The organism is Bradyrhizobium sp. HKCCYLS20291 (assembly GCF_051167715.1).
Classification (GTDB): Bacteria; Pseudomonadota; Alphaproteobacteria; order Rhizobiales; family Xanthobacteraceae; genus Bradyrhizobium.
Genome location: NZ_JBNPTO010000016.1, coordinates 37,182 through 50,007, shown reverse-complemented (window position 1 = coordinate 50,007; position 12,826 = coordinate 37,182). Strand labels below are relative to the sequence as shown.

12 protein-coding genes are annotated in these 12,826 nt (G+C 66.4%); 4 read left to right on the top strand and 8 right to left on the bottom strand.

The genetic code is table 11. The features are described from left to right. Positions 1-123: 123 nt before the first annotated feature. Both ACQR07_RS28360 and ACQR07_RS28355 read left to right on the top strand, forming a co-directional pair. Positions 124-456 carry a hypothetical protein gene (locus tag ACQR07_RS28360; protein ID WP_434905384.1) on the top strand — a complete coding sequence of 111 codons (333 nt, stop codon included), beginning with the start codon at positions 124-126 and terminating at the stop codon, positions 454-456. Between the two features lie 91 nt (positions 457-547). After that, on the top strand, positions 548-1,084 hold the full coding sequence (locus ACQR07_RS28355) for a DUF3617 domain-containing protein (protein WP_434905383.1): 537 nt from the start codon (positions 548-550) through the stop codon (positions 1,082-1,084). A gap of 46 nt (positions 1,085-1,130) precedes the next feature. Here the strand turns inward: ACQR07_RS28355 and ACQR07_RS28350 are convergent, their stop codons facing one another. The 5 genes from ACQR07_RS28350 to ACQR07_RS28330 form a co-directional block, all read right to left on the bottom strand. Then, positions 1,131-2,123 carry an NAD(P)H-quinone oxidoreductase gene (locus ACQR07_RS28350; RefSeq protein ID WP_434905382.1) on the bottom strand — a complete coding sequence of 331 codons (993 nt, stop codon included), beginning with the start codon at positions 2,121-2,123 and terminating at the stop codon, positions 1,131-1,133. A gap of 18 nt (positions 2,124-2,141) precedes the next feature. Further along, positions 2,142-3,347, bottom strand: coding sequence for an ABC transporter substrate-binding protein (locus ACQR07_RS28345; protein ID WP_434905381.1), 1,206 nt, complete (start codon positions 3,345-3,347; stop codon positions 2,142-2,144). Between the two features lie 84 nt (positions 3,348-3,431). Beyond that, entirely contained in the window at positions 3,432-4,283 is an 852-nt protein-coding gene (locus tag ACQR07_RS28340; protein ID WP_434905380.1) for a fumarylacetoacetate hydrolase family protein, read from the bottom strand. A 31-nt stretch (positions 4,284-4,314) separates the two neighbouring features. Continuing rightward, a complete protein-coding gene (locus tag ACQR07_RS28335; RefSeq protein WP_434905379.1) occupies positions 4,315-5,838 on the bottom strand; it encodes a bifunctional 3-(3-hydroxy-phenyl)propionate/3-hydroxycinnamic acid hydroxylase in 1,524 nt (507 codons plus the stop codon). Between the two features lie 69 nt (positions 5,839-5,907). Then, positions 5,908-6,699 (bottom strand): DNA-binding transcriptional regulator, encoded by a 792-nt coding sequence (locus ACQR07_RS28330; RefSeq protein WP_434905378.1) that lies wholly within the window; start codon positions 6,697-6,699, stop codon positions 5,908-5,910. Positions 6,700-6,839: 140 nt separating this feature from the next. Between ACQR07_RS28330 and ACQR07_RS28325 the strand changes: the two genes are divergently transcribed. Beyond that, a complete protein-coding gene (locus tag ACQR07_RS28325) occupies positions 6,840-7,823 on the top strand; it encodes a VOC family protein (RefSeq protein ID WP_434905377.1) in 984 nt (327 codons plus the stop codon). A 233-nt stretch (positions 7,824-8,056) separates the two neighbouring features. On the opposite strand, the gene ACQR07_RS28320 is transcribed toward ACQR07_RS28325, so the two are convergent. From ACQR07_RS28320 to ACQR07_RS28310, 3 genes are all read right to left on the bottom strand, one after another. Then, entirely contained in the window at positions 8,057-9,445 is a 1,389-nt protein-coding gene (locus ACQR07_RS28320; RefSeq protein WP_434905376.1) for an ATP-binding protein, read from the bottom strand. A 306-nt stretch (positions 9,446-9,751) separates the two neighbouring features. Beyond that, positions 9,752-10,483: a response regulator gene (locus tag ACQR07_RS28315; protein WP_434869406.1), complete on the bottom strand. Its 732-nt coding sequence runs from the start codon at positions 10,481-10,483 to the stop codon at positions 9,752-9,754. Beyond that, positions 10,480-11,031 (bottom strand): MarR family winged helix-turn-helix transcriptional regulator, encoded by a 552-nt coding sequence (locus ACQR07_RS28310; protein ID WP_434905375.1) that lies wholly within the window; start codon positions 11,029-11,031, stop codon positions 10,480-10,482. The genes ACQR07_RS28315 and ACQR07_RS28310 overlap by 4 nt, the downstream gene beginning before the upstream one ends. 345 nt (positions 11,032-11,376) lie before the next feature. On the opposite strand from ACQR07_RS28310, the gene ACQR07_RS28305 reads away from it, so the two are divergent. Next, positions 11,377-12,456: a branched-chain amino acid aminotransferase gene (locus tag ACQR07_RS28305; RefSeq protein ID WP_434905374.1), complete on the top strand. Its 1,080-nt coding sequence runs from the start codon at positions 11,377-11,379 to the stop codon at positions 12,454-12,456. Positions 12,457-12,826 lie beyond the last annotated feature (370 nt).

Sequence of the window (12,826 nt, the reverse complement as noted above, 5' to 3'; positions counted from 1 at the left end):
CGGCCACAGGAGGTCAAGTGCAACGCGGCAACACTCCACGATTAGTCCTGTTAACCCGGGGCCGGTGTTCTTTTCTTGACGGGACAGGACCTTTAGGATGGCGCCAGCGCTAAGGAGACTCCAATGCGGATGCTGAAGGTCGGGATCGCGAACACCCGATTCGTGAAGATGGCTGGTGTGATGGCCGGCTTAACGGCCGCTTTGGCGGTGCTGGCCGCCGCGCCGGCCCGGGCCGACTGGGTGCCGCCGTTCAAGGGCAACGACACCGGCGGCATCATCGCCTATCCGCTGGCCCAGACGGCGGACGCGCGCCAGATGGCGGTCGACCACTGCGCCTCCTACGGCAAGGTCGCGAAATTCCGCGCCGTCGATGCGCGCTATGGCGGCTACGTGTCGTTCTCCTGCCGCTGGGTGCCGTATGGCTCGGCGCAGCGACCGCTGCGGACGCTGTACTGAACCGGACTGAACCGGGACTTGGGCCTGACTACACTAACGCCATGATTCGGCGTCATCGGTCCGCCGATCGACATCAAGCCGGAACACGATCATGACACGTCACCGCCTCGTCCTCGGACTCCTCTGTTGCGGCATGCTGGGCGTCACGGCGAGCGCGGCCGCGCTCGAGCTTCCGGTGCGCAAGGCGGGGCTGTGGGAGTTGAAAATGATCAGATCCGGCGGCCAGCTGCCGGAGATGACCATGCAGCACTGCACCGACGAGACCACCGACAAGGACATGAACAACATGGCCTCGCCGATGGCGCAGCAGGTCTGCTCCAAGCAGGACATCCAGAAGACGGCGACCGGCTATGTCAGCGATTCCGTCTGCAGCTTCGGCGGCATGAGCACGACCTCGCATGCCGACATCACCGGCGATTTCAACTCCGCCTACACGGTCAAGACGACCTCGAAGATCCAGGGCGGCGCCGCGGGGACCAAGGACACCGCGATGACCATCGAGGCCAAGTGGCTCGGCGCCTGCAAGGCGGACCAGAAGCCCGGCGACATCGTCATGCCCGGCGGCATGAAGATGAACGTCAAGGACATGGCCAAGCTGAAGAACCTGATCCCGGGCGTGAAGCAATAGGCCGGCGGTCGTCGCGCGCGGCGGCCGCAGAGCCGCCGGTTGGCGCTCATTCGCGGACGCGAAGCACGATCTTCCCGATGTGTCGGTTCGTCTCCATGCGTTCGTGCGCGCCGGCTGCCTCGGACGGGCGATAGGTGCTGTCGATTGGCGGCCGAATCGCTGTCCCGAGCAGGGGTGCGATGCGCTGCTTCAGGTCGGCTGCGATCCGCCGCTTGAGGTCGAGCGGCGTCGAACGCAACAACGCGCCGGTGATGCTGGCGCGGCGCGCCATCAGGCTGCGCAGCGGCACCGCCAGTTCCTTGCCCTGTCCTGCCGAGAGATGGGCGATCCGTCCGCCCATGGCCAGCGCCGCAAGGTCCTGTACGATGTGAGCGCCTGCGGAGGTGTCGAGGATGCAGTCGACGCCGCGCGTCCCTGTCGCGGCGCGGATCTGCGCGGCGAGATCCGGAGCGGCATAGTCGAACACGGCGTTGCAGCCGAGCCCGAGCGCTGCGGCGCGCTTCTCCGCGGTGCCGGCCGTGGCAAAGACCGGATGACCCAGCGCGCGCAGGAGTTGGATCGCGATCGTGCCGACGCCGCTGCTGCCACCATGAATCAGAGCCGTCTCGCCGGGCGCCATGCGCATCAGCTCGAAGAAGTTGAACCAGGTCGTGAACAGCGCCTCAGGCAGCGCGGCGCCCTCGATCCAGTCGAGGTCGTCCGGCAGATCCAGAGCAAGATGCTGATCGGTGGCGACGTATTGCGCGTAGGAGCCGCCATCGGTCAGCGCGATGACCGCCTTCCCCAGTCGTTCCGGGGCGACGTTGGCGCCGCAGGCAACGATGCGTCCAGCGGCTTCCAATCCCGGGACGGGATTGGGCTCCCGCGACGGACCGGCGGCGCGCTGGTTGCAGTCGTGACGGTTGATGCCAGCGGCCGCGACCTCGATCAGCACGTCATCGGGGCCAAGCCGCGGGACCGGCCAGTCCTGACGCTCCGACAGAACCTCCGGTCCGCCCGGGGCGGTGATGATGACCGCGCGCTGATAGTCCGGAATCATGCTGGCTCGCTCAAGTGCTCACTTGCCGATCAGGCTGCACTTGCTGCGGTCGAGCGGACGAAACGCCTGATCGGGCGCGATCTTCGTCACCAGCTTGACGAAGTCCCACGGCGCCTTCGATTCGGCCGGTGTCTTGACCTGGACCAGATAGAGGTCGTGCACCATGCGCTGGTCGTCGCGGATCTGGCCGTGCTCCGCATAGGCGTCCGAGACCGGCGTGGCCTTCATCTTCGCCATCACCGTTGCGCCGTCATCGCTGTCGGCATCCTTCACCGCCTGCAGATAGTGCCGCACGGCCGAATAGACGCCGGCCTGGATCTGTGACGGCATCGCCTTGCGGCGCGCGTAGAAGGCATCGGAGAAGCGTCGCGCGGCGGGCGAGGCATCCTCGAAGAAGCTGGTGACGATGAGATCGCCCTGCGTCGCCTTGAGGCCGATGGCTTCGATGTCGACGTTCTGGAACGACATCGGCACGATCTTCATGCCCTGCGCCGCCAGCCCGAACTCCTCCGCCTGCTTGATCGCGGTGGCGTTGTCGCCGGCGACGTTGAGCGCCAGGATCTTGGCGCCGGAGGCCTGCGCCTGCAGCAGGAACGAGCCGTAGTCCGGCGTGCCGAGCTGCGCCTTGACGCTGCCGGCGACCGTGCCGCCGAGCTCGGCGATGCGGGCGCGCGCGGTCGCCTCGACCGAATGGCCGAACGCGTAGTCGCCGGTGATGAAGAACCACGGCTCCTTGCTGGTCTGCATGATGCCTGAGACGACAGCGGTCGCGGTCGAATAGGCGTCGTGCGTCCATTGCACCGAGGTCGGCGCGCACGCTTCCTCGGTCAGCTGGTTGGCGCCGGCCCCCGAGATCAGGAAGACCTTCTTGTTGGCGCGCACCAGCTCCTGCACGCCGAGCGCCGCGCCGGAACTGCCGCCGTCGGCGATCGCCTGCACGCCGTCCTGCTCGAACCAGCGCCGGGCGAGCGACACCGCGATATCCGGCTTGTTCTGATGGTCGGCCTGCAGGATCTCGATCGGCCTGCCGTTGATCTTGCCGCCGAATTCGTCCGCGGCCATCCGTGCTGCTTCCACCGAGCCGGGGCCCATCGCGGTTGCGAAGATGCCGGTCATGTCGGTGAGCACACCGATGCGTATGGCTTGCCCTTTGATGTCCGCCTGCGCGGATGAGCCTGCAAGCAGCAACAGCGCGGCGATGCCGGATGTGAGACGGCGCGACATGATGATCCTCCCCGGATTCAATGATCTTGTTTGTTATGTCGTGTTTGGTTGGTACGCCCAGCGGTTGTCCGCGAGGCGAAGACGTCAGGCTGCCGCTTCGGCCATCACGGAATTGCGCAGCACGCCGATGCCGGAGATCTCGACCTCGACCGTATCGCCCGGCTTCATGAACAGCGGCGGGGTGCGCTTGAAGCCGACGCCTCCCGGTGTGCCCGTGACGATCACGTCGCCCGGCAGCAAGGTCATGATCGTCGAGCAGTAGACGATGAGATCAGGCACGTCGGTGATGAGCAGATCCGTGGTGGTCTGTTGCACGGTCTCGCCATTGAGGCGGGTCTGCAGCGTCAGCTCGGAGGGATCGGGAATTTCATCGGCGGTGACCAGCCAGGGGCCGAAGGCGCCGGACTTGTCGAAGGTCTTGCCCGACAGGAATTGCGACGTATGGCGCTGCCAATCGCGGATGCTGCCTTCATTGTAGCAGGAATAGCCGGCGATGTGCGTGAGCGCATCCTCGCGCCGGACATGCCGGCCGGCCTTGCCGATCACGAGCGCAAGCTCGCCTTCGTAGTCGAAATGATCGGAGACATCGGGCCGAACGATCGGCTGCAGATGTCCCACGTGGCTCGTCGGAAAGCGCGCGAACAGCGCAGGCTTCTCGGTGACGGTCCGTCCGGTCTCGGCGACGTGGTCGCGATAGTTCAGGCCGACGCAGATGATCTTGCCGGGATCGGCAATGACGGGCGCGAAGGTGATCGCACTGAGTGGATAATCGGCCTGTTCAGCGGCGAGAAGCTTGGCGGCGTCGCCGAGCGCACCCGCTTCCAGCAGCGCGCGCAGGCTCTTCGACGGCAGCCGCCGGCCGAGGTCGACGACACCGTCGCCCTTTACCGCGCCGTATCCGGCGCGGCCATCCATCACAAAGGAAACCAGCTTCATACGTGAACCCTCTCAAGACAAACGGTAACGATCAGGCCGCGCGCGGCGGCGGTGCAAGGCAGGCGAGGCCGGGCAACAGCGTCGCGGGATCTTCGCCGGTGCGGACAGCACCCATGATGTATCGGTCAGGACGCATCAGCACGGCGTCGAAGCCGTGCTGATCGAGCCAGGCATCGAGGCCGCAAGCTTCCTCGCCGCAGATGATCGCGACGTCGGCGGCCGACAGGTCGGCATGATGCTGCTCGATCACTGCGGCGCCGCGTCCCGACCGGCACAACAGCGTAAAGCGATAGCCGACGCGGTCGTCGCTGCGGCCGTGATCACGGCTGCGGAATTGCGGCGCCAGCTTTCCCGTCAGGCTGCGATCGCCGCAGGCCGGGCCGGGGCCGAGCAGCGGCTTCTGCACGTCGAGCTTGAGCTGGCCGTCGCCCTGGGCCGTGCCGGTCGCGAGCGCCGCCGCGACCGCCTTGGTGTTGATGAGACCGCCGAGCCGGATCGCGATTTCGATGAACTCGCGCACATGCGGGGCGCGCTCGCTTTGATAGCTGTCGAGAAGATCGGGCGTTGCCTTGCCGGCCATCACATAGGCGAGTTTCCACGCGAGGTTGGCTGCGTCGCGAATGCCGGCACACATGCCCTGGCCGAGGAACGGCGGAGTCTGATGCGCGGAATCGCCGGCGAGCAGCAGTCGTCCACCGCGCCATTGCTGCGCGACCGCGGAGTGGAACGTGTAGACGGCGGCGCGTTCGATCTCGGCCTCCGCGGGCTGGAGCCAGGGCGACAGCAGCTCCCATACGCGCGCCGGCTGGGTGATCTCGACCGCGTCCTCGTCGGGACGAACGGTGATCTCCCAGCGCCGGCGGTTGCCGGTGCCGCGAATGTAGGTCGCGGGACGCTGCGGATTGCAGTGCTGGACGCTGAAATCGCCGAGATCAGGCCGGTCCGCGCTGAGCAGCACGTCGCAGACCAGCCAGCGCTCGTGAAAGCCGAGATCGTCCAGCCCGGAGCCGATGAAGCGGCGCACCAGCGAGCGTGCACCATCGCAGCCGACGACATAGGCGCAGGAGATGTCGACGAGCCGGCCGGTGGCGAGGTCCTCATAGCGCACGCGGGCGCCGTCCTGGTCCTGCTCCAGCGCGAAGACATCGCAGCGCGTGCGCAGCTCGACATGAGGCCAGCGCTCGAGCCCATTGTTGAGCACGGCTTCGAGATCCGGCTGGTGAAAGCGGTAGCTCAGATTCCAGCCCATCGCCGTCGGCTCGCGCGTACGCGGCCAGTCCAGCAGCAACCGGCCCTCGGCATCGACGAAGCGCATGCCCGGACTCAAAGTGAGGTGGGGCAGGATGGCCTCGGCGAGGCCGATGGTCTGGAACACGCGCATGCACTCGTCGTCGAAATGCACCGCGCGCGGCAGATGATAGGTTTTGGCCTCGCGCTCCAGGATCAGCGTGCTGATGCCGCAGAGGCCGAGCAGATTGGCGAGCGTCGAGCCGACGGGGCCGCGACCGACGATGACGACGTCGAAGTTCTGGGAGTGTGCGGCCGTGTTGCTCATGGCCGCATCTGATCCGCAACCGCCTCGCACCTTCAAGGAGCGGTCGCGAACTGTCCGCCCTGCGGACGCTCAGGCGTGGACGGGAATGGCGGCTGCGGTGTCGCGCAACGGCGCAGCATACTGGGCAACCGCCTCCTCCAGGGTCATGGCGGAGCGGATCCAGATGATCGAGATGCAGCCGAACACGATGTCGTCGCGCACGATCGGCACCGCGATCGACGACGTCTTCGGATTGAATTCGCCCTCGTCGCGGATCGCGTAGCCGCGCTGAGCCGTTTCAATCATCATGCGTTGCAACCGCTCGGGCGCCAGGAAAGGAACGTCCTCGGCATCCTCGATGCGTCGCAGGTGGTTGATGATGAGGTCCCGCTCCGCTGGCGAGCAGGCCGCCAGATAGGCGCGGCCGGCCGAGGTTCGCAGCATCGGCAGGCGCTTGCCGATCATGCTGCGATCGATCGAGAGCGGGCTGCGCGCATGCGTGGTCTCCTGGATGACCATCGCGCCGTTCTCATAGGTCGACAGATCGACCGGCCAGACCAGGGTGCGGCTCAGCTCCGCGAGATAGGAGGCGGCGGCCTGGCAGATGACGATGCCGGGATCATAGCCGTCGCCGAGGCTCAAGGCGTGGCGCGTCACCCGGAAGCGGTCATCGCTGGCGCTGCGCGCGACATAGCCGAGTTCCTCCAGGGTCTCGAGCAGGCGATAGACCGTGGGCCGCGGCAGATCGAGCTGGCGGGCGACGTCGCCGGCGCGAATGCCGCCGGACCGGTTGACCGCGCGCAGCACGTCGAGGCCCCGCTTGAAGGCGCGGACACCCTCCGCAGGACGGGCTTGCGGAGCTCGCGTCCGTTGCTTGGACACCTGGAAAATCCTCCCTGTTCTTCGTTTGCGTCCGCCGATACCGTCTTGAGAACGCGAGCCGGATGCAGGGGCGGCAGTCTACTGCAGGACCGCGCGGAGCTGATACCAAATTCGGCCCGCGCCTTTCGGGAGAACACACCATGGAAATCACGGCGCTCGGCTACATCGGCATCAAGTCGTCGCAGGCGGAGCAGTGGGGACGGATGGCGACCGAGCTGCTGGGAATGCAGCGCATCGATCGCGCCGCCGGGATGCAGGCCTATCGCATGGACGACCGCAAGCAGCGGCTGATCGTCGACGGCAGCGGTGATGACGGGCTCGCCGTCATGGGCTGGGAGGTCGGCGATGCCGCCGCGCTCGCGCGCCTCGCGGGCCGGCTCGAGAACAATGGCGTGAAGGTTATCAGCGGTTCGCAGGCGCTGGCCGACGAGCGTCATGTCACCGAGCTGATCTCGTTTCAGGATCCGGCCGGCCACACCATCGAGGTGTTCTGGGGCGCGGCCGTCGCCTCCGATCCGTTCAGGCCGGGACGGCCGATCTCGGGCTTTCGCACCGGACCGCTCGGCATGGGACATGTCGTGCTCAACGTCGAGGAGGTCGAGCCGCTGCTGGCGTTCTATCGCGACCTGCTCGGCTTCCAGGTGTCCGACTTCGGCCTGACGCCGTACAAGCTGTATTTCTTCCACGTCAACGGCCGCCATCATAGCTTCGCGATGGTCGGCTCCGGCCGCCGCACGCTGCATCATTTCATGGTGGAGCTCGGCAGCCTCGACGACGTCGGCCAGGGCTACGACCTGGCGCAGCTCGACGACGGACGCGTGGCCTACACGCTGGGCCGTCACACCAACGACCACATGACCTCGTTCTACGTCAACACGCCCTCCGGCTTCTTCATCGAATATGGCTGGGGCGGCCGGGTGATCGATCCCGCGACCTGGCAGCCGCACGAAACGTTCGACGGCCCGTCATTGTGGGGACATGAGCGCTTGTATTTGCCGGATGAGCCACGCAAGCGCATGCGCGACATGCGGCTGTCCGCCGCCGCCCGCGGCGTCCGCGTGCCGGACCCGCGCGTTCCGCCGCTGAACTGCGCCTGGCTCGACGCCGTCATCGCGCAGGAATGAGCTGAGCCGGCCGGAGCTAGCGCGCGCTGAGTTGAGAATGCCTGGCCTATGCTGGGCCGATCTCTCGCAGTCTCCATCGCGGTCATGCTCCGCGAAGGCGGAGCATCCAGTATTCGGAGGCAGAAATTATCGACCGAAACGCCACGGCGTACTGGATCGTCCGCCTGCGCGGACGATGACAGCGGGATCTACATGTCCATATCCCCCTGCACCAAGACTATGAAAACGGTCGACTATACCGGAATCCGCACGCTTGCGCGCAGGCCGCCCATCGGGCTGTCGCCGAGCGTGATGTCGCCGCCGTGCGAGCGGGCGATGTCGCGGGCGATGGCAAGGCCGAGGCCGGTGCCGCCTTCGTCCTGGTTGCGCGCGTCGTCGAGGCGCAGGAACGGCTTGAACACCTCCTCGCGCATGTCGGCGGGAATGCCCGGGCCGTCATCGTCGACGGTGATGGTGAGATAGCGATGGTCGCGATGGCCTGTGATGGCGATCGCATCGGCATGGCGCGCGGCGTTGGAGACGAGGTTGCCGAGGCAGCGCTTCAGCGCCTGCGGCTTGACGGTGACCACCGGCAGGCCATGGAACGACACCGTGGCGGAATGGCCGTTGCGCTCGGCGTCGCTGCGCAACTCCTCGAGCGCGTTGGAGATGTCGGTCGGCTGCGCAATCTCGCCATTGTCGCCGCGCGCAAACGCCAGATAGTCCTCCAGCATGTGCGACATCTCGTCGACGTCCTTGCGCATGGCGTCGATCTCGGGGCTGTCGCCGAACAGCGCCAGCTCGAGCTTGAAGCGCGTCAGGATGGTGCGCAGATCGTGGCTGACGCCGGCGAGCATCGCGGTGCGCTGCTCGAGCGTGCGCTCGATGCGCGCCTTCATCTCCAGGAAGGCGTGCGCCGCGCGCCGCACCTCGCTCGCGCCGCGCGGCCGGAAGTTCGGCACCTCGCGCCCCTTGCCGAAACTCTCGGCGGCATCCGCGAGCCGCAGGATCGGCTTGATCTGGTTGCGCAGGAACAGCACCGAGACGATCAAAAGGATCGACGACGTGCCGACCATCCAGAACAGGAAGATGTCGGTGTTCGACGCGTAGGCCGCGCCGCGTTGCGCGAACACGCGCATCACGGCGTCATCGAGCGCGATGCGGATCTCGACCAGGTTGGAGCGGCCGACGGTGTCGATCCAATAGGGGCGGCTGATCTGGCGGCCGATCTGGCTCGACAGCGACTGGTCGAGCAGATTGAAGAACGGCTTCGGCCCCGGCGGGGGCATGTCGCCGGCGGGCAGGAAGTCGACGACGAGGTTGAGCCGCTGCTGCGCGATCCGGCGCAGCATGGTGCGGTCCTTGTCCTGCGGATAACCCTTGTAGATGTCGATCAGCGCCGCGACGTCCTGCACGACAGCGGCGGACAGGCGCCGCGTCACCGTGTTCCAGTGCCGCTCCATGAACACGCCTGCGACCACCGTCTGCAGGATCACCATTGGCACGATCATGATCAGCAGCGCGCGGGCGTAAAGCCCGGTCGGCATCCAGCCCTTGAAGGCATTGCCGACCACGCTGTTGACGCGCGACACGCGGCGCGAGGCGGTGCGGATCAGGGTGAGTCCGGTGTCGAGCGTGGTCATGAGGAGACACGTCCCCGATAACGGTTATCGTGTGAGAGCTCGAGCGGCTTGCTCGGTGCACCCTCTCCCCTTGTGGGAGAGGGTGGATCGCATGAGCGCAGCGAAATGCGAGCCGGGTGAGGGGTCTGTCTCGGCAGATGAGATCGCGGAGGCAGACCCCTCACCCGGTTTCGAACTTCGTTCGAAACCACCCTCTCCCACAAGGGGAGAGGGTGCACCGAATGTGCCGCAGCATATGCGCTAAGCCTGGTGCGACCTAATAGAGTGCTGTCGCGGTGCTCGCGGCTCGTCATCAACCCGCTCATCTCACCCCGTCACCATCAGCCGATAGCCGATGCCGCGCACGGCTTGCAGGAACAGCGGATTGGCCGGATCGATCTCGAGCTTGCGGCGCAGGCGGTTGATCTGGACGTCGACGGCGCGCTCGTTGACGGTGCCGTTGCCGGTCAGCGCGCCGCGCGGCACGGTCTCGCCGCGGGCGTTGGCGAGGATGCGCAGCATCTCGCGCTCGCGGTCGGTCAGGTGGACGATCTCCTCGCCCTGCTTCAACTCGCCGCGCGCCAGATGATAAACGAACGGGCCGAACGCGATCTGCTCGACGACCTCCTGCGCCGGCGGCGGCGCCGCGCGCTTGAGGATGTTGCCGATGCGCAGCGCCAGCTCGCGCGGCTCGAACGGCTTGGCGACGTAGTCGTCGGCGCCGAGCTGCAGGCCTTCGATGCGGCTGTCCGGCTCGGCACGCGCCGTCAGCATCACGATCGGCACCGAGGATTGCGTGCGGATGGAGCGGGCGAGATCGAAGCCGCTCTCGCCGGGCATCATCACGTCGAGGATCAGGAGATCGAAGTGCAGGCCGGTCAGCTTGGCGCGGGCGTCGCTCGCGCTGGCCGCCGTCGTCACGCGGTAGCCTTCGCCGCGCAGGAAGCGCGACAGCAGATCACGGATGCGCCGGTCGTCATCGACGAGCAGGAGATGCGGCGCGTCGTCGGCCGGGGTCTGCGGATGATGCGGCGTGATGGCGGCGATCGTCACGGTCACTCCTTGGCAGCGGCGACGGGCGTCCTGAAGATCGCTTCCAGCACCTTGTCCGGATCGTCGCGATCGATCATGGCGCGCAGGAATTGCCGGACCTTCTCGGCACCGGCCGGTCCGACCTGCTCCAGCGCGCGGTCAATGCGCCGCGTCTGCAGCCCGGCCAGCTTCACCACCAGCGCCTCGCCCTTGGGCGTGGCGAAAAGAAGGCGCTGTCGGCGGTCGTTGTTGCCGGTCTTCTGCACGATGTAGCCTTCGTCGAGCAGCTGCTTCAGCACGCGGCCGAGCGACTGCTTGGTGATGCGCAGCACGTCCAGGAGATCGGCGACCTTCAGGCCGGGATAGCGTGTGACGAAATGCATCACGCGATGATGCGCGCGGCCGAAGCCGAACGCCTCCAGTTCGTGGTCGGCATCACCGACGAAATCGCGATAGGCGAAGAACAAGAGCTCGATGATGTCCCAGCGCAGCGGCTCGCCATTGGCGGCCGCAGGGGGCTCGGCCGCGCGCAAATCGGGGCTCAACGTCGGAGACGAGAAATTTATGTCAGCCATATTGACGTTTCTGCGGTTCAATGTTACAAAACAATCGCCCGCCACGAAATTTTAGATCGTTTCATTGGCGGGTGATGGTCTCGAGGCGTGTCTTAGCGGGCCGTGAGCAACCCGAACGGGCAGCTTGGGCCACGCATCGAACAACCGTGTGATGTCGAGCGGCATTTCGGCAAACCATACTGGACTTCCGCGGGGCGCAAAAGCATGTCCTGTGGTGGCATGCTTGCCCGTCGACCGGCCCTGAGACCGGCCGGGCAGGTCCGAAAATCAAAAAGCCGACTGGCCCCGGATGGACGGGTCGGCGTCAGAACTCGCGCAGGCGACCAGAGCGGGGGAAACAAGGACATGACTTTGACATTCGACATCAGGCCTTCGACGAACCCGACCTCCGACCAGGAGCGCGCGGCCAAGCTCGCCAATCCCGGCTTCGGCCGGGTGTTCACCGATCACATGGCCGTGGTCCAGTACAGCCAGGACAAGGGCTGGCACAGCGCACGGGTCGAATCCCGCGCCAACTTCCCGCTCGATCCGGCCGCGGCCGTGCTGCACTACGCGCAGGAGATCTTCGAGGGACTCAAGGCCTACAAGCGCGACGATGGCGGCGTGAACCTGTTCCGCCCCGATGCCAACGCCAAGCGGTTCTGGAATTCGTCCGAGCGTATGGCGATGGCGCAGTTGCCGCCGGAAGTCTTCATCGAGGCGGTCGAGCAGCTCGTCCGCATCGACCGTGCCTGGATCCCAGGCGGTGAGGGGAGCCTGTATCTGCGGCCCTTCATGATCGCCAGCGAGGTGTTCCTCGGCGTGAAGCCGTCGGCGGAATACATCTTCGCCGTGATCGCCTCGCCGGTCGGCTCCTATTTCAAGGGCGGCCCGGCGCCGGTCTCGATCTGGGTCTCCGAGAACTACACCCGCGCCGCGATCGGCGGCACCGGCGGCGTCAAGTGCGGCGGCAACTATGCCGCGAGCCTCAAGGCGCAGGCCGAGGCGATCGCGAACGGCTGCGACCAGGTCGTGTTCCTGGATGCGGTCGAGCGCCGCTATGTCGAGGAGCTCGGCGGCATGAACGTGTTCTTCGTGTTCGCCGACGGCTCGCTGTCGACGCCGCCGCTCGGCACCATCCTGCCCGGCATCACCCGCGATTCGATCATCGCGCTGGCCCGCGACGCCGGCCGCGAGGTGCGCGAGGAGGCGTATTCGATCGACCAGTGGCGCGCCGACGCTGCGAGCGGCAAGCTGAAGGAGGCATTCGCCTGCGGCACCGCCGCGGTGATCTCGCCGATCGGCAAGGTCCGCTCGACGAGCGGCGATCTCCTCATCAACGGCGGCGAAGCCGGCCCGGTCGCCATGGGCCTGCGCAAGCAGCTCGTCGACATCCAGTACGGCCGCGCGGCCGATCCGCATAACTGGATCAGGGATGTGAAGTAGGGCAGGGCAGGGCTTCCCTTGAGCTGAGATTTTGGGCACGCCCAGCCGCGATGACGGTCTGCTCCCCTCCCCCTTGCGGGCAGGGCAATCGCATGTGGAATTTTTCGATTCTTTTCGTGCTTCCAAAGAGCAGTCTGGATTCGAAAATTTCCTCCCGTCGGCCTTCGCGATTCCAATATTTCGTTTGGGCCGCGTTGGAGAGCCATATGCGATTGCCCTGCCCTTGCGGGGAGGGTCGGGGGTGGGGGTCCCAGCAAAGACTGCCCGTGTGGACCCCCACCCCCAACCCCTCCCCGCCTAGCGAAGCTTCGCTTCGAGGGGGGAGGGGGGGCGCACCGCATGGGCTGAGGGAGCTCGGCTCTCACTGTCA